Here is a 25,336-nt window from a genome sequence, read left to right as displayed (position 1 = left end):
AACGAGGAGCAAAGCGATGCAATCAACCAAACGCGTGATGCAGATAATCTGCGCGGCAGGACTACTGGCCGGGTGTGCTTCCGGCGGTAGCGTGGGGATCGGAGGGGTAGGCATCGGCGGCGGGGGCGGCAGCGGCGGGATGGGGGTCGGTTTATCCTTCCCGGTGGGCGGCAGCATGTCGAGTGCAGAAAGCGCCGGTCAGACCGACTGTGACGGCGATATTTACCGGGTGCAGCCTCGCTACCCTGAGCAGGCCGCGGCGCAGAAATATTCCGGCAGAGTGACGGTCTCGTTTAACGTCAAGCTGAACGGGCGGGCAGCGGATTACGAAGCGGCGGGGGATAAACCTTTCTTTGAAGAGACGAAACGGGCCGTTATGCGCAGCTGCTGGCCAGCGGGCGTCAGCCAGAATCTGGTGGCGAGTTATCAGAACGGCAAGACGGCGAGCTGGATCGAAAATTCGCTGTCCGGCACGCGGTAAAAAAACCGGCCACATCAGTGGCCGGTTGAGCGGTTACTTTTTATCAGGCAGTGCGTACGCAGTAATGTAATCACCGCGATCCGGCGACTGACGTGCGCCCCCGGCGTTGATGATGATGTACTGCTTCCCGGTTTTCGGTGACACGTAAGTCATCGGGCCAGACTGGCTGCCTACCGGCAGACGTTCTTTCCAGATCTCTTTCCCGTTGGCGGTATCAAACGCGCGCAGGTAGAAGTCCTGGGTTCCGGCAAAGAACAGCAGGCCGGACTGGGTCGAGAGCGACGCGCCGAGGGTCGGCATACCAATTGGGATTGGCATGTGCATGCGAATTCCCAGCGGGCCCGTATCTTCAACCGTTCCCACCGGTACCTGCCACACCAGCTTGCCGGACTTCAGATCCACGGCTGACATGGTGCCGAACGGCGGTTTCTGGCACGGAATGCCCAGCGGCGACAGGAAGCGCTCGCGCATTGCACCAAACGGCGTACCGTCCATCGGCACAATCCCCATCTCGATACCGCTGGCGTTTTTCGCCACGTTGGCGCGCGGTACCATGTAGTTCGCCAGACCCAGACGCATGTCGTTGACGAACATCAGGCTATTGTTCGGATCAACCGAGACGCTGCCCCAGTTCATGCCGCCCAGCGATCCCGGGAACTGCAGGGAGCGGTCCAGACCCGGCGGGGTGTAGACGCCCTGATGGCGCATCTCTTTAAACTGGATACGGCACAGCAGCAGGTCGACCGGGGTTGCGCCCCACATGTCGGCTTCGGTCAGGGTCTGGTTGCCGATCATCGGCATCCCCACCGAGTACGGCTGGGTCGGGGAGTAACGTTCGCCCTCGACGTTCCCGGCCGGAACCGGACGCTCTTCCACTTTCGCGACCGGCTCACCGGTTTCGCGGTTAAGCATAAAGATCATGCCCTGCTTGCTGGTCTGCACCAGCACCGGAGTGGTATTGCCTTTGCCGTCCGGCAGATCGTACAGCAGCGGCTGGGAAGGCAGGTCAAAGTCCCACAGATCGTGATGGGTGGTCTGGAAATGCCAGCGCACCTGGCCGGTAGTCGCATCCACCGCCACAATTGAGGAGCTGTATTTATCATCCAGCGCGGTACGTTCCCCGGCATAGAAGTCCGGCGTTGCGTTACCGGTCGGGAGGTAGATCAGGTTCAGCTTCGCATCGTAAGACATGGCTGACCAGACGTTTGGCGTCCCGCGGGTGTAGGTCTGGCCTTCCGGCGGCAGGCCGGTGATGTTCGGGTTACCCGGATCCCAGGCCCACGCCAGTTTGCCGGTGTGCACGTCATAGGCGCGCACCACGCCCGGCGGTTCGCCGGTGGAGAAGTTGTCCGCCACGCGTCCGCCGACTACCACCACATTGCCCGCCACCAGCGGGGTCGAGGTCTGCTGATAGTAGCCTGGTTTGATCTCACCCATACCCACGCCAAGATCGACCGAACCCTTGTCGCCAAAGTCTTCGCACAGCTTGCCGGTATCGGCGTTGATGGCAATCAGACGGGCATCGGTAGTAGGCAGGAACAGGCGACGCGAACAGGCCGCAGGCTGAGTATCGCCCTGTGACGTTGTCACGCTGGGGGTGTCTTCAAAATAGCCCAGACCACGGCAGCGCTGCCAGTTTGGTGCGGTGGCCTTCGAGTCGTAGCGCCATTTCTCTTTCCCGGTATCGACGTCAAGCGCCAGCACCTTGCTGTACGGGGTACAGACGAACAGGGTGTCGCCAATCTGCAGCGGGGTGTTCTGATCTTCCGCGCCGGAGCCGTTGCTCTGCGGGATGTCACCCGTGTGCGCCGTCCAGGCCACTTTCAGCTGGTTAACGTTCTGCTTGTTAATCTGGTCCAGCGCGGCAAAACGGTCGCCGTGGGTGGTGTTCCCCCAGTGTGCCCAGTCCTTCTGCTGCTCGCCTGCTGCGACCGGTTTAACCGGCACCGGCTCGCTGGCGCTGACCAGGGTTTGCGGTTTGAACATCCAGCCCATGCTTCCCAGCATCACCACTGCCAGCACGGCGGCCAGCGCAAACGCCGGGGTCTTGTTAACCGGCTCGCTGCGGTTAACCGCGCGCAGGAACGGCCAGACCACTGCCGCAAGGAACGCCAGCACCGCAAAGGTGAACAGGCGCGAGAACAGGGGCCAGAAATCCCAGCCCGCGTCGCTCACCGCCCAGAACAGCGAGGCGATAAACGCCACGGCGTACAGCACAATCCCGCTGAGGCGGTTGCGCGCAATCAGGAACGCGGCAATCAGCATCACCACGCCCATGATCAGGAAGTACCAACTTCCCCCGACGGTAGCGAGCTTAAAGCCCAGCCCCCCGACGGCCAGACCGATGATGACCATCAGCCCGACCAGCAGCCACTGCAGGATCCGGGGGAACCCACGTAGCGAATTACCTAAAGCCATTTCTGTCTCCTGAAACACCCTTTCCGTGGCGGCATCCGAACCAAATGGATAACAATCGAAAAGGGTTATGATGAAATATGCGATGTAAGCCGCCATGAAGCGGCGTGATAGTCACCGGGTTGTTATTCGAGTGAACCATTTGGTGAAATCGGCGGGTATGATAAATCTGTTAAATTGTTTGATGCAATTGTTAATGAATGATTTCGCATTATTTGAGTAAGGCAAATAAAAAGCCCGTCATCAAGACGGGCAGGAGGGAAGTGCGATCACACCGGCATAGATTTACGTATCGCGCTCAGCAGGGTCTGGGCGGCGGGTGAAAGGGAGGCCTCCACGCGCGTCAGCACCCCAATCGGTTCGCCGGGGCCTGGCGTAGTCACCGGCAGAGCCACCAGCGAGCCCTGACGCAGATCGTCTTTCACCGCCCCGGACGGGACAAACCAGACGTAGTCATAGTCGACCGTCAGCTGACGCGATAAAGATGCCGACAGGGTTTCAATGCAGCCAGCGGGCAGTTTACACCCCTGGGCCTGCAGCAGGGTCTCTGCGGTCTGACGCGGAACGGTGCCTTTTGGCGACACCACCACCGGCCAGTCCATTACCCGACTGAGGGTGACGGTGTCCTGGAGGATCGGGTGACGCGGACGAACCACCAGCTTCAGCGATTCCAGAAACAGCAGTTCGTAATTAAGACCGCTCATCAGCTCCGGGTCGGACATTCTGCCGATCCCCAGATCCAGCTCACCGGATTTCAGCCCCGCCAGCAGCATGGTGTTATTCATGGTGGCAACCTGCAGGGTAATGTTGCGCTGCTGCTTATGAAACTGGCCAATTACCGCGGGCAAAATGCCCAGCGCGGCAGTCGGCAGGGCACCGATGCGCACCACATCTGCAGGCTGATCGATGCGGCGCGTCAGGGACTGGCCCGCCGTATTCAGGGCATCCAGCACTTTGACGGCGTGGGTCAGAAATTGCTCGCCGACGAGAGTCAGCTGTGCGCCCAGCCGTCCACGATCGAACAGCCGCGTGCCGGTCAGCTGTTCCAGCTCGTTCAGGGTTTTGGAAAGCGCAGGCTGGCTGAGGTTAAGAGTTTCAGCCGCACGCCCCAGCGTTCCCTGTTGAGCGACGGCCACAAAAGTGTGCAGATGGCGCAGACGAATGCGCTGACTAAACAAACCATTTTTTTCCATAGGCGATGTTAAGAACAGAGAGGCCAGGGTGACAAGTTAAGTTGTTTAATTTTGCTAACCAGCTAGCAAAATATTATTAACATTTGATCTATTTGAGTAACAAGCAATTTTTTGGAAATAGCGGCATTTATTCGTGCTGATGCCCTAACCGGCGAATACCCGATAAATCTGCAAATGAGAATCGCTCCATCCAGATCACAGTTTGTAAATTCTTCCCGCCGCCGTCGATGGCCTTCTCTACACTCCAGGTAATATTCACTGGAGGCATGACATCATGGCGAACACCATCACGGCTGATGATATTCGGGAACAATTTTCGCAGGCAATGTCGGCGATGTACCAGCAGGAAGTTCCGCAGTACGGCACCTTACTGGAGCTGGTGGCGGACGTGAATCTGGCGGTGCTGGAGAATAACCCGAAGCTGCATGAACAACTGGCCAACGCGGACGAACTGGCCCGCCTTAACGTCGAACGCCACGGCGCTATTCGCGTCGGTAGTGCTCAGGAACTGAATACGCTGCGCCGCATGTTTGCCATTATGGGCATGTATCCGGTCAGCTATTACGATCTCTCCCAGGCCGGGGTGCCGGTTCACTCCACCGCGTTTCGTCCGGTGGACGATGCCGCCCTGTCGCGCAATCCGTTTCGCATCTTTACCTCGCTGCTGCGCCTGGAGCTGATTGACAATGCTCCCCTGCGCGAGCAGGCGGCAGCAATCCTCGCCCAACGTAATATCTTTACCCCGGGCTGCCTGCGGCTTATCGCCCTGCACGAAACGGAAGGGGAATTTACTGACGCAGAGGCGCAGGAGTTTGTGACGGAGGCGCTGGAGACTTTCCGCTGGCATCGCCACGCCACGGTGGATCAGGCTACCTATCTGGCGCTACACAACGAGCACCGGCTGATTGCCGACGTGGTGTGCTTCCCCGGCTGTCATATTAATCACCTCACCCCGCGCACGCTGGATATCGACCGCGTGCAGGCCCTGATGCCGGAATACGGAATCGAGCCGAAAGCCCTGATCGAGGGACCACCGCGCCGGGAGACGCCGCTGCTGCTGCGCCAGACCAGCTTTAAGGCGCTGGAAGAACCGGTGTTCTTTGCCGGGGAGCATCAGGGTACCCACACCGCGCGCTTTGGTGAGATTGAACAGCGCGGCGTGGCCTTAACCCCGAAAGGACGCGACATGTACGACCGCCTGCTGGCAGAGGCCGGAACCGGGAAGGATAACCTGCTGCATCAGATGCATTTGCAGGAAGTGTTTCAGGCGTTTCCGGACAGCGACATCTTCCTGCGTCGGCAGTCGCTGGCCTATTTCCGCTACCGTCTGACGCCCGCCGGGGAGTCACACCGTCAGGCGTTCAGCCCCGGTGACGATCCGCAGCCGCTGATTGAGCGCGGCTGGGTGGTTGCCCAGCCCATCACCTATGAGGACTTCCTGCCGGTGAGCGCGGCGGGGATTTTCCAGTCCAACCTCGGCAATCAAACTCAGGCTCGCACCCACGGCAACGCCAGTCGGGATGCCTTTGAAGCGGCGCTCGGCTGCCCGGTGCTGGATGAGTTTACGCTCTATCAGGAGGCCGAAGAACGCAGCAAACGGCGTTGCGGTTTGCTCTGAAAGCGGTAATCTGCGGGGGTGTGATGTTAACAGAAGGTCAGTATGGACAACCCCTCCACCCCGATTATTACTACGCGCCAGGGCACGCTGCTCGGCATCACCGACGGCGATGTGCAGGTCTGGCGCGCCATTCCCTACGCCGCGCCGCCGGTGGGTGCGCTGCGCTGGCGTTCGCCCCAGCCGGTGGCGAGCTGGGACGGCGTGCGTCCGGCCAGCGCCTTTTCCGCCTCCAGCTGGCAGAGCAGTGACTATTGCCAACAGCTGGGCGGGGGTGACCCCGGCCGTTTCTCGGAAGATTGCCTGTATCTGAACGTCTGGTCGCCGGTACAACGTAAAAAGCCGTTGCCGGTGATGGTCTGGCTGCACGGCGGCGGCTTTACGATTGGCGCGGGTGGATTACCGCCCTACGACGGCAAGGCGCTGGCGCAGCGCGAGGCGGTAGTGGTTACGCTGAACTACCGACTGGGCCATCTGGGCTTCTTTGCCCATCCGGCGCTGGAAGGGGAAGAGGAGCGGGTGGTGCATAACTTCGCCCTGCTCGATCAAATTGCTGCGCTTGAGTGGGTGCGTGACAACATTGCCGCCTTCGGCGGTGACGTCAACAACATCACCCTGTTCGGCGAGTCCGCCGGGGCGCGCAGCGTATTGTCGTTACTGGCCTCGCCGCTGGCGAAGGGGCTGTTCCATAAGGCGATAGTGCAGAGCGGTTACACCCTGGCGGATACGCCGCGCGAACAGGCGCTGGAAAAAGGTAAAGCGCTGGCGGCCCACTTTGGGCTGGATAACACCAGCGCAGAGCAGCTCAGGGCGATCCCGGCAGAAGATTTCTGGCCGCTGACCGCGCCGCTGAACGTGGCACCCACGCCGATTGTCGGCGACTGCGTGCTGCCGGAGCCAATGCTGGAGGTCTTTTTTGCCGCGCGGCAGCATCCGGTGCCCATTATGATTGGCTCGAACAGCGATGAAGCCAGCGTGATGGCGGTATTCGGGATTGATCTTGCCGGGCAGATCCAGAAGCTGCGCAAGGAGCGGCGCTTAGGCCTGGGGCTGATTAAACTGCTCTATCGGGGCGTGAAAGGTGACGAGGCACTGGGTCGCCAGGTGTGCCGCGATATGGCGTTTACCACCCTCGGCTTTGTGGTGATGCAGGCCCAGCAGCGGGTCGGAGAGCCGTGCTGGCGCTACTGGTTTGATTATGTCGCCGAAGCCGAGCATGACACCTACGCCAACGGGGCGTGGCACGGCAATGAAGTGCCGTACGTGTTTGATACGCTGACGCTTGCCGAGCCCGCCCGGCAGTATGTGAATGACAACGATCTGGCGTTTTCTGCTCAGGTGGCAGACTACTGGGTCAATTTTGCCCGCTCCGCCAGTCGGGGCTGCTCGACGCTAGAAGGCCCGACGCGCTGGCCTGCCTGTCACCACCGGCGGGACGTGCTGTTGCGCATTGGATTGAATAAACATGCAGGTTTTAAGCTGGAAAACCGCTTTATGCGCGCCAGACTGGCGCTGTTTAAGCGGGTGATGAAGCACCACGTCAGCCTGGACTGAGCAGGCATTGCCTGAAGGCCGCGAGCCCGGCGGCCTTACCGCGCGATTCACGCAGTACCAACCGGTAGCTGGCCCCGGTTTTTACGCTGCTGGCGAAAGGCCGCACCAGCCGCCCGGCGCGGATATCCTCCTCCACCAGCGTTTCGTCGGCAATTGCCACGCCGAGCCCCTGAATGGCGGCGGTGATCGCCAGATCCATGGTATCGAAGTGTTGATTTTTGTGCATGGCAGGCGGCTGCACGGCCTGTTTCTCCAGCCACAGCGACCAGTCAGTCTTATCCCGCGTGGGGTGCAGGAAGGTCAACGTCTCTACCGCACACGCCTGGCGCAAGGGACTGATCACCGGGGTTAACGCCTCTTCAAACAGCAGATCGCCCGCGCTCAGCTGGGTGCCGAAGACAATCGCCGCATCGTAGGATTCGGTTTTGAAATTAACGCTGTGATCGTTGGTGGCGGTCAGCGCAATTTGCAGCTCCGGCTGGTCGCGCTCGACCTGCAGCAGGCGCGGCACCAGCCAGCGTACCGCGCAGGTGGGGACTTTCACCCGCACCACGGTTTGCTGCGCCCGGGCCTGATCTGCCACCGTCAGGAAATGCTCATACGAGGCGCGCAGATCCGGCAGCAGGGCGCTGCCCTGGGGGGAGAGGCGCAATCCGCGGGCGTGACGTTCAAACAGCGGAAAGCCGAACCAGCTCTCAAGCGCGGCAATCTTGCGGCTCACCGCGCCCTGCGTCAGACACAGCTCTTTGGCCGCATGGGTTAGATTCAAATGGCGCGCGGTAACGATAAACGCCTCAACGGCGGTCAGGGGGAAAGAACGACGCGACATATCACCTCCAGGTATGATTTTTTGTCATGGCTATTATGACAACAATTCGGTTGTCGCGGCAACGGAGTTTGGGTTGAATAGTTATGCAATATCCACGAGAAGGGATTTATGATGACTCTGCGTACCCCGATACAGACCCGTTCCAAACTGCCGGACGTTGGCACCACCATTTTTACCGTTATCGGTCAGCTCTCTGCGGAGCACAATGCCATCAACCTTTCTCAGGGGGCTCCGAACTTTTCCTGCGATCCTGAGCTGATTGCGGGCGTGCACCGGGCGATGCAGGCCGGGCACAATCAATATGCCTCGATGACCGGGCTGGCAGCGCTGAAAGAGCGTATCGCCAGTAAAATCGCCGCGCTGTACGGCACCCAGTACGATCCCGCCAGCGAAGTGTTAGTCACCGCCAGCGCCAGCGAAGGACTCTATTCGGCGATCAGCGGGCTGGTTCACCCTGGCGATGAAGTGATTTACTTCGAGCCGTCGTTCGACAGCTACGCGCCAATTGTGCGTCTGCAGGGCGCCACGCCGGTAGCCATCAAGCTGACGGTGCCGGATTTTGCGGTGAACTGGGATGAAGTGCGCGCCGCTGTGACCTCGCGCACCCGGATGATTATCGTCAATACGCCGCATAACCCGAGCGGGCAGGTCTTCTCGGCGAACGATCTGGAACAGCTGGCGGCGATCACCCGTCATACCGATATCATTATTCTTTCTGACGAAGTGTATGAGCACGTGGTGTTTGACGACGTGCCGCATCACGGCATGGCGACCCATCCTGGGCTTGCAGAGCGCAGCGTGATTATTTCGTCGTTCGGCAAAACCTATCACGTCACCGGCTGGCGCGTCGGCTACTGCGTTGCTCCGGCGGAGCTGATGGACGAGATCTGTAAAATCCATCAGTTTTTGATGTTCTCTGCCGATACCCCTATGCAGCACGCCTTTGCCGAACATATGGCCGATCCCCAAACCTGGCTGTCGCTGGCGGCCTTTTATCAGCGCAAGCGCGATCTGCTGGTCAACCTGCTGGCGGAATCTCCGTTCCGCCTGCTGCCGAGCGCCGGGTCGTTCTTCCTGCTGGCGGACTACAGCCATTTCAGCGATGAAAGCGACAGCGAGATGGTGAAACGGCTGATTATTGACTACGGTGTTGCCACTATCCCGCTCTCGGCGTTTTATACCGACGGGACAGATAACAAATTAATACGTCTCTCTTTTGCCAAAGATGAGGCGACTTTACGGGCAGGTGCGCAGGCCCTGTGTCGGGTAAAACCACGCTAAGGAGTTCAGTTATGAAATTAAAAGCCTTCGTTGTCGGCCTGGGGTTGCTGTGTTCGTTCTCTTCTTTCGCCGCAACCGAATTACGTTATGGCGTAGAAGCCGAGTATCCGCCCTTTGAGAGCCGTAATGCCGCAGGTGAGCTGGAAGGGTTTGATATTGAGCTCGGCAACGCGATTTGCGCGGCGGCTGCGCTGAAGTGCAACTGGGTTGAAACCTCGTTTGATGCACTGATCCCGGGCCTGGTGGCGAAGAAATTCGATGCCATCAACTCGGCGATGAACATCACCGACCAGCGCCGCCAGAGCATCGACTTTACCCAGCCGATCTACCGCATTCCGTCCCAACTGGTGGGCAAATCGGGTAGCGCGGTAGACGCCACGCCAGACGGGCTGAAGGGTAAAACCATCGGCGTTCTGCAGGGTTCTATCCAGGAAACCTACGCGAAAGAGCATTGGGAAAAGCACGGTGTCAACGTGGTGTCGTATAAAGATCAGAACATGGCATGGGCTGATTTGCTGAATGGCCGCATCGACGCTTCGCTGGTGATGTCCGCCGCCGGGCAGGCCGGGTTCCTGAGCAAGCCGCAGGGGAAAGGGTTTGGCTTTATCGGCAAGCCAGTCTCTGATGACACCATCCTCGGCAGCGGGATCGGTTTTGGCTTGCGTAAAGGTGATGACGCAACCAAAAAACAGCTTGATGCCGCCATTGATAAAGTCCGCACTGACGGCACCATCGACAAGCTCGCTCAGAAGTACTTCCCGGGCATCGATGTCAGCGTAAAATAAAAAAATCCTGACCTTTTAGCCCCTGTTGACGATGTCCAACAGGGGCTTTTTTAACCGTTTCTTTACCCGCGTTTCAGGCGATTCCCCTCGACAGATAAATCTTTCGCACTTTGCTTGTTTAATCACCTGTCAATAATTGGATTCTCAATCGTTTTTGTTTAGGCTGTGCCTCTTAATGATGTTCTTTCTTGCCGTCGTTTCGCCCGATGCGAAACCTTACTCCCCACGACCATAAGGACGTTTTTTCAGGCATGAATCGCAGACGTTTTTTACAAGGCTCACTGGCCGTTGCTGCACTGAGCAGCACTACCGGGCTCGCCACGCTTTTCTCCCGTGCGGCCAATGCGGCTGAATCGGACATTGCGGACGGTCAGAGCCGTCGTTTCGACTTTTCTGTGCTGCAATCCATGGCGCATGACCTGGCGCAAACTCCGTGGGGCGGGGCGCCGCGTCCGCTGCCAGACACGCTGGCCACGCTGACGCCGCAGGCGTACAACAGCATCCAGTACGACGCAAAACATTCCCTGTGGAATAACATCGAAAACCGTCAGCTGGACGTGCAGTTCTTCCACGTTGGGATGGGCTTCCGCCGCCGGGTGCGCATGTTCTCGCTGGATAACCAAACGTCGCAGGCGCGTGAAATTCACTTCCGCCCGGAGCTGTTTAACTACCATGACGCGGGCGTCGACACCAAACAGCTGGAAGGCCAGAGCGATTTAGGTTTTGCGGGCTTCCGTGCCTTTAAGGCGCCGGAGCTGGCGCGTCGCGACATCGTCTCGTTCCTTGGCGCGAGCTACTTCCGCGCGGTAGATGATACCTACCAGTATGGCCTTTCTGCCCGTGGTCTGGCGCTGAATACCTACGCTGATAGCACCGAAGAGTTCCCGGACTTTACCTCCTTCTGGTTCGAAACCGTCAAGCCAGGGGACACCACCTTTACCGTTTATACCCTGCTCGACAGCCCGAGTATCACCGGTGCCTATAAGTTCGTGATCCACTGTGAGAAGAACCAGGTGATCATGGACGTCGACAACCATCTGTATGCCCGCAAGGACATCCAGCAGCTGGGGATCGCCCCGATGACCAGCATGTTCGCCTGCGGCAATAACGAGCGCCGGATGTGCGACACCATTCACCCGCAGATCCATGACTCCGATCGTCTGGCGATGTGGCGCGGCAACGGGGAGTGGATCTGCCGTCCGCTGAATAACCCGCAAAAGCTGCAGTTCCACGCTTATACCGACAAAAACCCGAAAGGCTTTGGTCTGCTGCAGCTGGATCGCGATTTCTCGCACTATCAGGACATCATGGGCTGGTACAACAAACGCCCAAGCCTGTGGGTCGAGCCGCGCAATCAGTGGGGCAAAGGCACCGTCGGCCTGATGGAGATCCCAACCACCGGCGAAACGCTGGATAACGTGGTTTGCTTCTGGCAGCCGGAAAAACCGATCAAAGCCGGGGATTCCCTCGACTACCAGTACCGTCTGTACTGGAGCGCCAAACCTCCGGTGCGTTCCCCGCTGGCGAATGTGTTAGCCACCCGCAGCGGTATGGGCGGCTTCCCGGAAGGCTGGGCACCCGGTGAACACTACCCGAAAGTGTGGGCGCGCCGTTTCGCCATCGACTTTGTCGGCGGCGATCTGAAAGCCGCGGCCCCGAAAGGGATCGAGCCGGTGATCACGCTGTCCAACGGGGAAGCGAAGCAGATTGAAATTCTGTACGTCGAGCCGTTCGACGGCTACCGCATTCTGTTTGACTGGTATCCGACCAGCGACGACGCCGAGCCGGTGGATATGCGGATGTTCCTGCGCTGTCAGGGCGAGGCAATCAGTGAGACCTGGATGTACCACTACTATCCGCCAGCAGCGGATAAACGGCAGTATGTGGATGACCGCATAATGCGTTAATGGGTGGCTCGTACGGTTCCCTCTCCCTTGAGGGCTGAGGGATCCTCACAAAAAAATTGGCACGGTCGGCCCCCTCTCCATTCAGGGAGAGGGTTGGGGTGAGGGGGAGCAGGCGACTACATTGAGGGACTATGACCGCAATCACCGAAGAAATTATCCCTGTCACTGAGCGTCTCGAACTGCGCGCCGCCGACGAGCGTTACGCCAGTGAATTGCACAAGCTGGTGGTCAAAAATCGCCAGTGGCTGCAGGAATCGCTTAACTGGCCGCAGTATGTGGGATCGGAAGAGGACAGCAGGCAGAACCTGCAGAGCAACCAGATGCTGCATCAGCGCGGTTACGCCAAAATGTTCCTGATGTTTAACGATGGGGCGTTGGTAGGGGTGCTGTCGTTTAATGCCATCGAGCCGCTGAATAAAACGGGCTATATCGGCTACTGGCTGGATGAAGATCATCAGGGGCAGGGTATCTTGTCCCAGGCATTACAGGCGTTTATTGGCTACTACGTCGAGCGCAATGAGATCCGCCGCTTTGTGATCAAATGCCGGGTCGCGAACCACGCCAGCAACCAGGTGGCGCTGCGCAACGGCTTTCTGCTGGAAGGTTGCCTGAGAGAGGCGGAGTTCCTCAACGGGCGTTTTGACGATCAGAATATCTACGCCCGGATCTACGCTTCATAATGCTCCCAGCAACGGCGTGCGCGTAATGCGCTGCGCGCCGTTAATCACCTTCGCGCCGCGCAGGTGAATCGCGTCCCCGTCCAGTGCTTCAACCACCGCATCGTCGGTAATTTCAATATGATGCTCGATCAGCACTTCGCCGTGAATGCGCGCCCGGCCCTGGATCACCACTTTATCGTCGAGTAAAATCGGCCCGCCACGCAGCCAGGCTTCGCCGCCAATCAGCACGTGATGTTTGATGACGCAGTTTCCCTCGACCAGCGCGTTTTCGGCGACCTGCGAGCTGTAGCGCAGCGTGGGGATGGCGTCCTCTTCCAGCCCGGCTAGCAGGCGCGCGTTGCCGTACACTTTGGCGCAGTCGCATACCCAGACGTTATTCACCTCGTTGCCTTCCAGCAGCGCATTCTCAAAGATCTCGGCGCGGTGCTCGACAAAGGCGTAGCTCACGATGGCATTGCCGTAGATCTGCGCCTGGTGCACCACCCGCGACTGGCTGACGGTAGCCTCGCCGAAGATTTTCAGGATCTGATCGTGGTCGGGAGTTAAGCCTTTGGCGGCAATCACCATGCTGTTGTGCAGAATGCGGGCGTTATCGAACAGATGGCATTCGCCGCGCACCACCGACGATTGCACCGTGACGTTGTCACTGATTCGCGCCCCGTGGCTGATTTGCGCCCCGTCGACCCAGACGTTATCGCCGATCCACACCTGATGGCTGATCACGCAGGGTTGGGTAATACGCGCGTTGCCGCACACCTGCGCACCCTCGAACACCACGCTGTTTTCGTCATAGATCCAGCAGTCCTGATCCTGCGACAGCGCCGATTCATCATCCACCCAGCCGCCTCGGGTGCCGCTTTTCACATCGCTGAAATCACGGGCGGCGATAATCTGCCGCACGGTGACTGCGGCCTTAGCCTCGCCGTTTTGCCAGTGGTGCTGGCGGGTTTCATCGCTGAGTCGATATTTATTCATCACCGTTTCCGCTGTTGTTCTCTCCACTAAACGTAGCAAACTTTACGTTGATCGAAAGTATGGCATCCGGAAATGAAACCCCTTAAACTAGCATTTCAAATATTATTTATAGTTTAAAAGAAATGCGAAGTCAGAAAAGCACTCAAGGTGTTCTTAATTTACCGTCCGGCTATTTCGGGATGGTGCTGGGTATTATCGGAATGGGATTTGCCTGGCGCTATGCCAGCACCATTTGGCCCGTCACGCGCTGGCCTGGGGAGATCCTGGTGACGCTGGCGATGGTGATTTGGCTGCTGTTGACGGTAGCCTTTATTAGCCGGGTGGTGCGCTTTCCGCGCAGCGTGCTGGCCGAAATGCGCCATCCGGTGATGAGCAGTTTTGTCAGCCTGTTCCCGGCGACCACCTTGCTGGTGGCGATTGGTTTTGTCCCCTGGTATCGCCCGCTGGCGTTGGTGCTGTTCACCGTCGGCGTGGTGGTGCAGCTGAGCTATGCCTCGTGGCAGTCCGCCGGGCTGTGGCGCGGCACCCATAGCCAGGAGGCGACCACCCCTGGCCTGTATCTGCCGACGGTGGCAAACAACTTTATCAGCGCCATGGCCTGCGGCGCGCTCGGCTTTCACGATGCCGGGCTGGTATTTCTGGGGGCGGGGGTCTTCTCCTGGCTAAGCCTTGAACCGGTGATCCTGCAGCGGCTACGCAGCGCAGGCGAGCTGCCCACCACGCTGCGCACCTCGCTGGGCATTCAGCTGGCGCCCGCGCTGGTGGCCTGTAGCGCCTGGTTTGCCGTCAACGGCGGTGAAGCAGATACCTTTGCCAAAATGCTGTTTGGCTACGGCCTGCTCCAACTGCTGTTTACCCTGCGCCTGATGCCCTGGTATCTGTCGCAGCCGTTTAACGCGTCGTTCTGGAGCTTTTCATTCGGCGTGTCGGCGCTGGCCACCACCGGCCTGCATCTGGGCCAGAGCAGCCCGTCCGGGCTGTTTCACGCTATCGCCATCCCGCTGTTTATTTTTACTAACGCCATTATTGCGCTCTTACTGGTGCGCACGTTTATCCTGCTGATGCAGGGCAAACTGTTGGTTCGTGCAGACAAAGCAACGCTTATGCAAGCTGAGGAAAAAGAATGACTGTGTTTGATGATAACTACTTTACCGAAAAATATGGCATGACCCGCACTCACTCCGACGTGGTATACAGCGCCGGGATTGTTAAACCGGGCAAAACGCTGGATCTGGGCTGTGGCAACGGACGCAACAGCCTGTATCTGGCGGCGAACGGCTTTGACGTGACCGCGTGGGATAAGAATGCGGCAAGCATCGATAACCTCGAGAGCATCAAGGCGAAAGAGGGCATCACCAATCTGCAGTCGGCAATCAAAGATCTCAACAGCCTGCGTTTTGACGGCGAGTACGATTTTATCCTGTCGACCGTGGTGATGATGTTCCTCGAAGCGAACACCATTCCGGGTCTGATTGACAATATGCAGCGCTGCACCAAACCGGGTGGCTATAACCTGATTGTGGCAGCGATGGATACGGAAGATTACCCGTGCAACGTCGGCTTCCCGTTTGCCTTCAAAACCGGCGAACTGAGCGGCTACTATGCGGGCTGGGAACTGCAGAAATATAACGAAGACGTCGGCGCGTTACACCGCACCGACGCTGAAGGTAACCGCATTAAACTGCGTTTTGCTACGATGCTGGCGCGTAAACCCGCTTAACGCGCCGCCAGCAAACAAAGCTGCAAGGCCGTATGATACGAGGCCTCGAACGATTTCAGCGGTAAAAACTCAAACTTCGAGTGGAAGTTATGGGCGCCGGTGAAGAAGTTCGGGGTCAGCAGTCCTTTCGCCGAGAGCGCTGCGCCGTCGGTGCCGCCGCGCATTGGGGTCGGTTTTGGCGTGATGCCTAAACTCTCCATCGCTGCAAACATCAGGTCGATCGCCCGGCGATCTTCGCCGACCGCATTGCTAATGTTGCTGTAGGTATCTTCGATGTGCCAGTGCACCTTCGCGGTAGGGTTCTGGGCGGCGATTTTCTGCGCCACCTCGGCGATTTGTACCTTGCGGGCAGCAAAGCCGTCTCGGTCGAAATCACGAATATTGGCCTTCAACACCGCTTCGTTTTGCCCGGCCTGAATCCCGTTAAACCAGACATAGCCTTCGCGGCCTTCGGTATGTTCCGGGGTTTGCTGGCGATCGAAATGGCTGATGAAATCGGTCGCCATCAGCAGGGGGTTAACCAGCACCCCTTTCGCCGACATCGGGTGCGCCGTCACGCCGGTAAAGCGGATTTCCGCCGCCGCCGCGTTGAAGTTCTCGTAGACGACCTCCCCCAGCTCGCAGCAGTCGATGGTCCAGGCGAAATCCACATCGAAACGCTTCAGATCCAGCGCTTTTGCCCCACACAGACCGATCTCTTCATCCGGCACAAAGGCCACCACGATATCGCCATGCTGATGCTCGGCAGTGAGGTTTTCCAGCACCGTCATCACTACCGTGACCGCCGATTTGTTGTCGGCACCCAGTACGCTGGTGCCGTCGCTGAAGATGATCGCTTCGTTTGGATAGGCCAGGATTTCCGGGTGCTCGCTGACCCGCAGCCAGATGTCTTTGTCAACGTTGAGACAGAGATCATCTCCTGTGAAGGTCAGAATTTGCGGATTAATATCCGGTGATAATCCCACGTCGACGGTATCGATATGGGTGATAAACCCGATCCGTGGCGCGCCGGGAACGTTGCCCTTTTTCACCGCCGTGACGGTGGCAAATTCGTCGATCACAATATCATCCAGACCCAGCGATTCCAGCTCCTTCGCCAGCGCGCGCGCCATGTCATGCTGGCCGGGCGTGGAGGGCAGGGTTTTCACCTTTGGATCGCTCTGGCTGGTAATGGCCAGGTAGCGAAAAAAGCGTTGGGTTAATTGTCTGGTGAGCGCTGATGACATGGTGGATCCTTCTTTATTTGAGTTATCAGGTGTTTGCAAAATCACTTTAATGTTATTTATGGTTTGGCACGACAATAAATTCATTAGCCGTCAAATTAAAAGACAGGAAAACGCGATGAAAAGCAACCTCACAACCCTGGCACTGATCGTCGCCGCGCTGACGGTCAGTTCCACCGTTGCCGCCAAAACGCTGGTCTACTGTTCCGAAGGATCGCCGGAAAACTTTAACCCCCAACTCTATACCTCGGGCACCAGCGTGGATGCCAGCGCGGTGCCGGTCTATAACCGGCTGGTGGATTTCACCCCAGGCACAACCGAACTGGTCCCGAGCCTGGCAGAGAGCTGGGACGTCAGCGACGACGGCAAGGTGTATACCTTCCATCTGCGCAAAGGAGTGAAGTTCCAGAGCAACAAGGCCTTTACGCCGACGCGCGATTTTAATGCCGATGATGTGATCTTCTCGTTTATGCGGCAGAAAGATGTCAATCATCCGTATCACAACGTCTCAAACGGCAGCTATTCCAACTTTGAAAGTCTGGAGTTTGGCAAACTAATTACCGCCATCGATAAGGTCGATGACCAGACGGTACGTTTTACCCTCGCGCACCCGGAATCGCCATTTGTGGCCGACTTAGCCTGGTATTTCGCCTCGATCCTGTCGGCGGAATATGCTGACGCGATGATGAAAGCCGGCACGCCGGAAAAGGTCGATATGGACCCGATTGGTACCGGGCCATTTAAGCTGGCGCAGTATCAAAAAGATTCGCGGATCCTCTTTACCGCCTTCCCGGAATACTGGCAGGGCAAGGCCAAGCTGGACCGTCTGGTATTCAGCATCGTGCCGGATGCCTCGGTGCGTTTTGCCAAGCTCGAGAAAAACGAGTGTCAGGTGATGCCATTCCCGAACCCGGCGGATCTGCCGCGGATGAAAGAAAACAAAGATCTGAATCTGATGAGCAAGGCGGGGCTGAATACCGGTTTCCTGGCGTTTAACACCCAAAAAGCGCCGCTGGATAACGTCAAAGTGCGTCAGGCGCTGGCGATGGCGATCAACAAACCGGCCATTATCGAGGCCGTTTTCCATGGCACCGGCACGGCGGCGAAGAACCTGCTGCCGCCAGGGGTATGGAGCGCGGACAGCGAGCTGAAAGACTACGACTACGATCCGGAAAAAGCTAAAGCGCTGCTGAAAGAGGCCGGGTTTGCCAACGGGATGACAATCGATCTGTGGGCGATGCCGGTTCAGCGTCCGTATAACCCGAACGCTAAACGCATGGCGGAGATGATCCAGGCCGACTGGGCGAAAATCGGCGTGCAAACCAAAGTGGTCACCTATGAGTGGGGCGAATACCTTAAGCGAGTGAAGGGCGGCGAGCATCAGGCGGCGCTGATGGGCTGGACCACAGCCACCGGCGATCCGGATAACTTCTTCGGTCCGTTATTTACCTGTACCTCGGCAAACGGCGGCTCGAATTCGGCCAAATGGTGTTATCAACCATTCGATAAAATTATTGCCGAAGCTAAATCAATAACCGATCGTGATAAACGAACGGCCTTGTACAAAGAAGCGCAGCAGATGATGCACGATCAAATGCCTGCGGTAATGATTGCCCACTCAACGATATTTGAGCCGGTGCGTAAAGAGGTCACTGGTTACGAAATTGACCCGTTCGGCAAACATTTATTCTGGCAAGTGGGTATAAAATAACCGTTTAGCACTGCCCGCCGCAACGACGGGCAGTGTTTTTTCTATTTGTGCTGTCTTCGTCATTTTTTGACACTCCCTTTGTTTAAATCTTTTGCTATAACTTCAATTGCATATTTGCAATTAACAGGGATACATCCTTTATGCGTACAAATACTTTATTTAAAGTTGCCGCGCTCTCCGGTCTATTGCTTCTGGCGGGCTGTGCGTCAAAAGTGGCGGCGCCTGAACAATATTCAGGCTTTTTAAAAGACTACTCTGGGCTGAAAGAAACCACCTCTGCATCGGGTAAACCGACGCTGCGCTGGGTTGATCCGTCTTATAACGCAGCAAATTACGACAGCATTGTCTGGAACAATGTCACTTATTATCCGGCACCAAAGCCAACCACCCAGATCGGTCAACGCACTCTGGATGAACTGTTAAACTACACCAACAACAAAATGAAAACCGCTATCGGCCAGCGTAAGCCGATTGTGGCGTCGCCAGGTCCACGCAGCCTGATCTTCCGTGGCGCCATCACGGGTGTCAGCTCGCAGAAAGAAGGCCTGCAGTTCTATGAAGTTGTCCCTGTTGCGCTGGTCGTTGCCGGCACGCAGATGGCAACCGGTCACCGTACCATGGATACCCACCTCTATTTTGAAGGCGAGCTGATTGACGCCAAAACCAATAAGCCGGTACTCAAGGTCGTTCGTAAGGGTGAAGGTAAAGAACTGACTAACGAAAGTACACCAATGACCTTCGCTACTCTGAAGCAGGTTGTTGATGATATGGCCGCCGATGCGACCATGTTTGATGTTAATAAAACCAAATAACACCAGACCGGCCTGCATTGCGCAGGCCGGTTTTTTTTATGCCGTCCGCAGCCGCTTAAACCAGTTCTCCGGTTTGGCAAACATGACCAGATTCCCCGTTAATATCAGCAGCAGCCCCGCAATGGCATTGCTGTGCCAGACATATCCCTCGTACAGCGTCGAGAAAGACAGCGCCACCAGTGGGAACAGCAGGGTGCTGTAGGCCGCTTTACCGGCACCTATCCGCCCAACCAGCGTAAAGTACGCGCCAAAGGCAATTACCGAGCCAAACAGGGCCAGGTAGAGCAGGGCACTCATGTAACTTACCGACCACACCGGGGTAAAATCATCCCCGCGGATTAGCGCAATTGCCCCCATCACCAGAGTGCCGTACAGCATCGCCCAGGCGTTGGTGGTCATCGTTTCCAGCCCGTTACGCTGATGGCGCAGGCTGATCATGTTTCCGAGCGAGAAACCGTAGGTGCCCAGCGCCGACAGGGCAATGCCGAACAGCAGGCCCGCGTTCCAGCCGCTGGCGAGCAGATCGCTCCAGAACAGGGTAACGATGCCGAGCAGCCCCAGTGCCGCCGCCAGATAAAAGCGTGCAGGCGGGCGCTGACCAAAGAACAGGAAGCTGTTCAGGGCGTTATACAGCACCGCCATCGAGAAAATCACCGACTCCAGCCCGGTGTTGATGTACCCGGCCGCAGTATAAAAACACCAGAAGTTGAAGCAGAAGACGCAGCAGCCCTGCAGTCCGCAGAAGAGGTGATCGCGTAACGCCAGCGGGCGCAGGCGGCGCAGGATCAGCAGCACCGCCATGATGGTGGCGGTGGCGACGGCGAAGCGCCAGAAAATAGAGACCGGGGCCGGAACCGGTCCCTGTTGTAAGAAGATGGCAATCCAGGTGGTGCCCCAAATCACCACCACCAGCGCGTACAGTAATGCGTTCATATTTATTCTCGTATTGGCAAAGTCTGCGTCCAGTATGGCGGCACAAGGCGCTGGCCTCTTTCACCAGCTTGCGGTGGACTTGCATATTCTTGCGCTTTTTTGCCATCGACAGAGAACAAGACTGGCACTGGCTGGCAGATCTTTTTAGACTGAAACATTCTGGTGAATGGATATGTGGGACGTTATGGCTGAGATGTACGGTGCCTTTGAAAATCTGCGCAAGCATAAAGCGGTATTGCACAATGCCGTCGCGTTGAATTCGGGGATCCATCTGGCGGCCTGGTCTAATAAACGCGACACCATTACCCAGTATTGTGACCACCATACCCTGAGCCTGTACATCGCCGACGGTTACGAGAGCTACCACAAAACCCGCGCGGGCTGGAAAAACGGCGGTGGCCCGGATCGATTCTGCCTGATGCCCAAAGAGAGCGAGTCCAGCTGGGATATCCGCGACGATCTGTCGTTTGTGCATCTCTACTGTACTGACGATCACCTGCGTCACGTGGGGGAGCAGATCTGGGACAAGAGCCCGCACGCGCTCTCGCTCGATGAAAGCCTGTTTGGCGATGATGCGAAAATCACCGCCCTGTATCGCCATTTTATCCTCGGCTGCGACTGGCAGCAGAGCGCCAATCAGCTGACGCTGAGCACCGCCTCCACGCTGTTACTCACCCATCTGGTGCAGCATTACAGCAACGTCCAGTGGGCGCTGCCGACGGTGACCGGTGGTCTGTCGCCGTATGTATTACGCAACGTGCTGGGGTTTATCGAAGATAATCTCGCCCAGCCGCTGACCCTGGCGGATCTGGCAACCCAGGCGGCGTTAAGCGAATACCATTTTGCACGTATGTTCCGCCAGTCGATGCAGCTGGCGCCCCATCAGTACGTGATGCAGCGGCGGATGGAGAAGGCCAAAGCATTAGTGCGATCCACCCGCCAGCCGCTGACCGAGATTGCGCTGGCCTGCGGGTTCAGCTCGGCCAGCCATTTCAGTAACCGCTTTCGCGCCGCCACAGGATTTACGCCGTCCCAGCTACGCGCGGCGAGTGCGTGATAGCAGGGCGTAACACACGCCCCCGGCAATCAATCCCCAGAACGCCGATCCAATCCCGGCCAGCGTCACCCCGCTGGCGGTCAGCAGAAACGTCACAATCGCCGCATCGCGCTCGGTTTCATTGTGCAGGGCCTGGTGCAGGCTACCGCCAATGGTGCCCAGCAGCGCCAGCCCCGCCAGGGTCTGGATCCAGCTTAGCGGCAGTGCCGCCATTAGCCCACTGATTGACCCGCCAAAAATCCCTGCCAGCAGATAGAACACGCCCGCGGCGGCGGCGGCCAGCCAGCGTTTGCTGGCATCGGGGTGCGCATCCGGGCTCTGGCAGATGGCGGCGGTGATCGCCGCGATGCAAATCGAGTACACCCCGAACGGTGACAGTAGCAGCGCCAGCCCACCGGTAAAGACGATCAGCGGCGAAACGGCCACCGGATAGCCGGAGGCTTTCATCGTCGCGAACCCCGGCGCATTCTGCGAGGCCATGGTGACCAGGAAGAAGGGCAGACCGATGCTAATCAGCGTGGTCAGGGTAAAGGTCGGGGCGATAAATTCCGGCATCACCACCGAGAAGGTTAGCCTTTCAGTGACAACGTCACCGTTCAGTGCCGCCACGGCACCACCCACCAGCAGAGTCGCGACAATCGCATAGCGCGGGGCGAAGGCTTTGGTCAGAAGCCACGCCAGCAGCATACTGCCGCACAGCAGCAGGTGGCCTTCAATGTTGCTAAACGCCTGCAGGCCAAAGCGCAGCAGGACGCCCGCCAGCATCGCCGCCGCCAGCGAATGGGGGATAATTTTCATCAGCCGGGCAAACAGGCCGCTGACCCCACAAATCAGGATCAGAGCATTGGCAAAGATAAAGATGCCGATGGTCTCCGACAGGGTTACGCCCTGCAGGCTGGTGGCCAGCAGCGCCGCTCCCGGCGTTGACCAGGCGGTGAGCACCGGGGCTTTATACCACCACGACAGCGCCAGGGTGCTGACCCCCATGCCGATCCCCAGCGCAGTCATCCAGCCTGCAATCTGCGGCGCGGTGGCCCCTGCCGCTGCGGCCGCCTGCCAGATGATGGCGGCGGAGCTGGCGTAGCCGACCAGCACGGCGACAAAGCCCGATAATACCGTGGGGAAGGTCAGAGATGAGGCGCGCATAAAAACTCCGTTGTGCGTTATAACAGCCAGAAAGGTATCACTGTGCGTTATAGCATACAAGTGCTACACTCGCCGCAACGGGAGGGGTTATGGACATCACGCAACATCTTGCACTGACACTGAAAACGCTGCGCCAGGCGCGCGGCTGGAGTTTGTCGAAGCTGGCAGAAGAGACGGGCGTCTCAAAGGCGATGCTCGGTCAGGTGGAGCGGAATGAATCCAGCCCGACGGTCTCGACGCTGTGGAAAATCGCCACCGGGCTGAACGTGCCGTTCTCGACCTTTATCAGCCCCGAAGCGGACGCTGCGCCGGTGTTCGATCCGCAGCAGCAGGCGATGGTGGTCAAACCGCTGTTCCCCTGGGATGACGCGCTAAAATACGACCACTTTTCCATCACCCTCGCGCCGGGCACCCTGAGCGAATCAACCCCGCATGAGTCCGGGGTGATTGAACATGTGGTAGCGATCAGCGGCGAGCTGGAGATGCAGATCGACGGCGTCTGGCGCGTAATTCCGCCGGATAGCGGCCTGCGTTTCGCTGGCGACAAACCGCACGCCTACCGTAACAGCAGCAGCCAGACGGTACACTTTCACTCCCTGATCCATTATCCCCGCTAAAGGCACGCAAAACTGTTTCGTTGACGCAGCGTTCTGACTACAATGGCCGCCATTTTGACCATAACGGATAACGACGAAGCATGCGCCTGCCATCCCATCAACTTGAACTTTTAAGCCCGGCTCGTGACGCCGCCATTGCCCGCGAAGCGATCCTTCACGGCGCGGATGCGGTCTATATCGGCGGCCCTGGATTTGGCGCTCGCCATAATGCCAGCAACAGCCTGCGCGATATCGCCGATCTGGTGCCGTTCGCCCACCGCTTTGGGGCGAAGGTGTTCGTGACCCTGAACACCATTCTTCATGATGATGAACTGGAACCGGCGCAGCGGATGATCACCGACCTGTACCAGACTGGCGTTGATGCGCTGATCGTGCAGGATATGGGGGTTCTCGAGCTGGATATCCCACCGATTGAGCTGCACGCCAGCACTCAGTGCGATATCCGCAGCGTGGAAAAAGCGAAATTCCTGGCCGATGCGGGCTTTACCCAGATCGTGCTGGCGCGTGAGCTGAACCTCAATCAGATCCGCGACATCCACCAGGCCGCCGATGCCACCATCGAATTCTTTATCCACGGCGCCCTGTGCGTGGCCTATTCCGGGCAGTGCAATATCTCTCACGCACAAACCGGGCGCAGCGCCAACCGCGGCGACTGCTCCCAGGCCTGCCGTCTGCCGTACACCCTGAAAGACGATCAGGGCCGGGTGGTCGCCTTTGATAAACACCTCCTGTCGATGAAAGACAATGACCAGACTGCCAACCTGGCTCAGCTTATCGACGCGGGCGTGCAGTCCTTCAAGATTGAAGGGCGCTACAAAGACATGAGCTACGTGAAGAACATCACTGCCCATTACCGCCAGATGCTGGACGCAATTATTGAAGATCGCGGCGACCTGGCGCGCAGCTCTGCCGGACGTACCGAGCACTTCTTTATTCCGTCGACCGACAAGACCTTCCACCGCGGCAGCACCGACTACTTCGTGAATGCGCGTAAAGACGATATCGGTGCCTTCGACTCGCCGAAGTTTATCGGCCTGCCGGTGGGTGAAGTGCTGAAGGTGGCGAAAGATTTTCTTGATGTGGAAGTCACCGAGCCGCTGGCGAACGGCGATGGGCTGAACGTAATGATCAAGCGTGAAGTTGTCGGCTTCCGCGCCAATACGGTAGAAAAAACCGCTGAAAACCGCTATCGCGTCTGGCCGAACGAAATGCCGGCCGACCTGTATAAAGCGCGTCCCCACGCGGCCCTGAACCGTAACCTGGACCATAACTGGCAGCAGGCGCTGCAGAAAACCTCCAGCGAACGTCGCATTGCGGTGGATATTGAACTGGGCGGCTGGGAAGAACAGCTGATCCTGACGATGACCAGCGAAGATGGCATCAGCGTAACGCATACCCTGGACGGACAGTTTGAGGTGGCGAACAACGCTGAGAAAGCGATGAACAGCCTGAAAGACGGCGTCGCCAAACTGGGCCAGACGATTTATTTCGCCCGGGATATTCAGGTAAATCTGCCGGATGCGCTGTTCGTGCCGAACAGCCTGCTGAACCAGTTCCGCCGTGAAACCGCCGAGATGCTCGATACCGCGCGTCTGGAAAACTACCCACGCGGCAGCCGCAAAGCGGTCAGTGTGCCGCCTCCGGTCTACCCGGACACCCATCTTTCGTTCCTGGCAAACGTCTACAACCATAAGGCGCGGGCGTTCTATCAGCGCTATGGCGTGACCTTGATTGATGCGGCCTATGAAGCACATGAAGAGAAGGGGGATGTGCCGGTGATGATCACCAAACATTGCCTGCGCTTTGCCTTTAACCTCTGTCCAAAGCAGGCGAAAGGCAACATCAAGAGCTGGAAAGCGACCCCGATGCAGCTGGTCAACGGGGATGAAGTATTAACCCTGAAATTCGACTGCCGTCCGTGCGAAATGCACGTTATTGGCAAGATGAAAAATCACATCTTCAAAATGCCTCAGCCTGGCAGCATCGTCGCGTCCGTCAGCCCTGACGAACTGCTGAAAACGCTGCCGAAGCGTAAGGGCAGTTAATTAGCGAAAGTGAGTATCCGGTTTGCGCGACTTCTGCCAGTGGTGATGTTCGCGCAACCCTTCTGCCGACTCCTCCGCCACGGCACGCAGCTCATCGCTGTCGGCTTCATGGCGCAGCTGTTGCTCCACATTCTTCACCCATAAAAAATGATGCCCCACATGTCCCGCCATCAGTTGACCGGAAAATAACGCACAGGTCAGCAACACTACCGATAACACTCTTGTAAACATTCTGCCACCACCCGGTTACGTTGAGCGGCCATCATGCCGATAGTTGCGTTGTGTTATTATTCAGGAATTCAAATTCACGCAAAGGATTTGTCAGTTTTTGTCAGCCGGGCGACGCGATATCGCCCG

22 protein-coding genes are annotated in these 25,336 nt (G+C 57.9%); 14 read left to right on the top strand and 8 right to left on the bottom strand.

The features are described from left to right. The first annotated feature begins 16 nt into the window (after window positions 1-16). The gene (locus tag M8014_RS03830) at window positions 17-481 is read left to right on the top strand and encodes an energy transducer TonB (RefSeq protein WP_271281213.1); all 465 of its coding nucleotides are present in this window, start codon (window positions 17-19) and stop codon (window positions 479-481) included. Between the two features lie 33 nt (window positions 482-514). On the opposite strand, the gene M8014_RS03825 is transcribed toward M8014_RS03830, so the two are convergent. Beyond that, complete coding sequence (locus M8014_RS03825; protein WP_271281212.1) at window positions 515-2,899, bottom strand: membrane-bound PQQ-dependent dehydrogenase, glucose/quinate/shikimate family; 2,385 nt, start codon at window positions 2,897-2,899, stop codon at window positions 515-517. Window positions 2,900-3,165: 266 nt separating this feature from the next. Beyond that, window positions 3,166-4,089, bottom strand: coding sequence for a LysR substrate-binding domain-containing protein (locus M8014_RS03820; protein WP_271281211.1), 924 nt, complete (start codon window positions 4,087-4,089; stop codon window positions 3,166-3,168). Between the two features lie 274 nt (window positions 4,090-4,363). Between M8014_RS03820 and hglS the strand changes: the two genes are divergently transcribed. Both hglS and M8014_RS03810 read left to right on the top strand, forming a co-directional pair. Next, a complete protein-coding gene (gene hglS, locus M8014_RS03815; RefSeq protein WP_271281210.1) occupies window positions 4,364-5,707 on the top strand; it encodes a 2-oxoadipate dioxygenase/decarboxylase HglS in 1,344 nt (447 codons plus the stop codon). A 42-nt stretch (window positions 5,708-5,749) separates the two neighbouring features. Next, complete coding sequence (locus M8014_RS03810; protein ID WP_271281209.1) at window positions 5,750-7,258, top strand: carboxylesterase/lipase family protein; 1,509 nt, start codon at window positions 5,750-5,752, stop codon at window positions 7,256-7,258. On the opposite strand, the gene M8014_RS03805 is transcribed toward M8014_RS03810, so the two are convergent. Then, entirely contained in the window at window positions 7,245-8,087 is an 843-nt protein-coding gene (locus M8014_RS03805; RefSeq protein WP_271281208.1) for a LysR family transcriptional regulator, read from the bottom strand. The two genes, M8014_RS03810 and M8014_RS03805, sit on opposite strands and share 14 nt — an antisense overlap. A gap of 111 nt (window positions 8,088-8,198) precedes the next feature. Between M8014_RS03805 and M8014_RS03800 the strand changes: the two genes are divergently transcribed. The 4 genes from M8014_RS03800 to rimL all read left to right on the top strand — a co-directional run bounded on the left by M8014_RS03800 (window position 8,199) and on the right by rimL (window position 12,740). Further along, on the top strand, window positions 8,199-9,368 hold the full coding sequence (locus tag M8014_RS03800; protein WP_271281254.1) for a pyridoxal phosphate-dependent aminotransferase: 1,170 nt from the start codon (window positions 8,199-8,201) through the stop codon (window positions 9,366-9,368). 11 nt (window positions 9,369-9,379) lie between these two features. Continuing rightward, window positions 9,380-10,153, top strand: a complete 774-nt coding sequence (locus tag M8014_RS03795; protein WP_271281207.1) for an ABC transporter substrate-binding protein — start codon at window positions 9,380-9,382, stop codon at window positions 10,151-10,153. A 251-nt stretch (window positions 10,154-10,404) separates the two neighbouring features. Further along, window positions 10,405-12,060 (top strand): glucan biosynthesis protein D, encoded by a 1,656-nt coding sequence (locus tag M8014_RS03790; protein ID WP_271281206.1) that lies wholly within the window; start codon window positions 10,405-10,407, stop codon window positions 12,058-12,060. A gap of 140 nt (window positions 12,061-12,200) precedes the next feature. Further along, window positions 12,201-12,740 carry a 50S ribosomal protein L7/L12-serine acetyltransferase gene (gene rimL, locus M8014_RS03785; RefSeq protein WP_271281253.1) on the top strand — a complete coding sequence of 180 codons (540 nt, stop codon included), beginning with the start codon at window positions 12,201-12,203 and terminating at the stop codon, window positions 12,738-12,740. Here rimL and ydcK read toward each other — a convergent pair. Continuing rightward, window positions 12,735-13,715 carry a YdcK family protein gene (gene ydcK, locus M8014_RS03780; protein ID WP_271281205.1) on the bottom strand — a complete coding sequence of 327 codons (981 nt, stop codon included), beginning with the start codon at window positions 13,713-13,715 and terminating at the stop codon, window positions 12,735-12,737. The genes rimL and ydcK overlap by 6 nt on opposite strands. A 122-nt stretch (window positions 13,716-13,837) precedes the next feature. Between ydcK and tehA the strand changes: the two genes are divergently transcribed. Together tehA and tehB are read left to right on the top strand one after the other, a co-directional pair. Continuing rightward, the gene (tehA, locus tag M8014_RS03775) at window positions 13,838-14,842 is read left to right on the top strand and encodes a dicarboxylate transporter/tellurite-resistance protein TehA (protein WP_271281204.1); all 1,005 of its coding nucleotides are present in this window, start codon (window positions 13,838-13,840) and stop codon (window positions 14,840-14,842) included. Beyond that, entirely contained in the window at window positions 14,839-15,435 is a 597-nt protein-coding gene (tehB, locus tag M8014_RS03770; protein WP_271281203.1) for a tellurite resistance methyltransferase TehB, read from the top strand. Before tehA ends, tehB begins: the two co-directional genes overlap by 4 nt. On the opposite strand, the gene pepT is transcribed toward tehB, so the two are convergent. Continuing rightward, window positions 15,432-16,661 carry a peptidase T gene (gene pepT, locus M8014_RS03765; protein WP_271281202.1) on the bottom strand — a complete coding sequence of 410 codons (1,230 nt, stop codon included), beginning with the start codon at window positions 16,659-16,661 and terminating at the stop codon, window positions 15,432-15,434. The two genes, tehB and pepT, sit on opposite strands and share 4 nt — an antisense overlap. A 115-nt stretch (window positions 16,662-16,776) precedes the next feature. On the opposite strand from pepT, the gene M8014_RS03760 reads away from it, so the two are divergent. Continuing rightward, a complete protein-coding gene (locus M8014_RS03760; protein ID WP_271281201.1) occupies window positions 16,777-18,369 on the top strand; it encodes an ABC transporter substrate-binding protein in 1,593 nt (530 codons plus the stop codon). A gap of 140 nt (window positions 18,370-18,509) precedes the next feature. Next, window positions 18,510-19,181, top strand: coding sequence for a DUF3313 domain-containing protein (locus M8014_RS03755; RefSeq protein WP_271281200.1), 672 nt, complete (start codon window positions 18,510-18,512; stop codon window positions 19,179-19,181). A gap of 36 nt (window positions 19,182-19,217) precedes the next feature. Here M8014_RS03755 and M8014_RS03750 read toward each other — a convergent pair whose 3' ends face one another. Then, window positions 19,218-20,114: a DMT family transporter gene (locus M8014_RS03750; RefSeq protein WP_271281199.1), complete on the bottom strand. Its 897-nt coding sequence runs from the start codon at window positions 20,112-20,114 to the stop codon at window positions 19,218-19,220. A gap of 184 nt (window positions 20,115-20,298) precedes the next feature. On the opposite strand from M8014_RS03750, the gene M8014_RS03745 reads away from it, so the two are divergent. Continuing rightward, window positions 20,299-21,171 carry an AraC family transcriptional regulator gene (locus tag M8014_RS03745; RefSeq protein ID WP_271281252.1) on the top strand — a complete coding sequence of 291 codons (873 nt, stop codon included), beginning with the start codon at window positions 20,299-20,301 and terminating at the stop codon, window positions 21,169-21,171. On the opposite strand, the gene M8014_RS03740 is transcribed toward M8014_RS03745, so the two are convergent. Beyond that, window positions 21,151-22,338 carry a benzoate/H(+) symporter BenE family transporter gene (locus M8014_RS03740; RefSeq protein ID WP_271281251.1) on the bottom strand — a complete coding sequence of 396 codons (1,188 nt, stop codon included), beginning with the start codon at window positions 22,336-22,338 and terminating at the stop codon, window positions 21,151-21,153. The two genes, M8014_RS03745 and M8014_RS03740, sit on opposite strands and share 21 nt — an antisense overlap. Before the next feature lie 68 nt (window positions 22,339-22,406). Here M8014_RS03740 and M8014_RS03735 point away from each other — a divergent pair, with 68 nt between their 5' ends. After that, window positions 22,407-22,934, top strand: a complete 528-nt coding sequence (locus tag M8014_RS03735; protein WP_271281198.1) for a helix-turn-helix domain-containing protein — start codon at window positions 22,407-22,409, stop codon at window positions 22,932-22,934. Between the two features lie 80 nt (window positions 22,935-23,014). Then, a complete protein-coding gene (locus tag M8014_RS03730; RefSeq protein WP_271281197.1) occupies window positions 23,015-24,979 on the top strand; it encodes a peptidase U32 family protein in 1,965 nt (654 codons plus the stop codon). Here the strand turns inward: M8014_RS03730 and M8014_RS03725 are convergent, their stop codons facing one another. Then, window positions 24,980-25,210, bottom strand: a complete 231-nt coding sequence (locus M8014_RS03725; RefSeq protein ID WP_271281196.1) for a DUF2554 family protein — start codon at window positions 25,208-25,210, stop codon at window positions 24,980-24,982. Window positions 25,211-25,336 lie beyond the last annotated feature (126 nt).

Source organism: Silvania hatchlandensis, assembly GCF_025564065.1.
GTDB classification, from domain to species: Bacteria; Pseudomonadota; Gammaproteobacteria; order Enterobacterales; family Enterobacteriaceae; genus Enterobacter; species Enterobacter hatchlandensis.
This window is presented reverse-complemented; position numbering and strand designations above follow the sequence as displayed.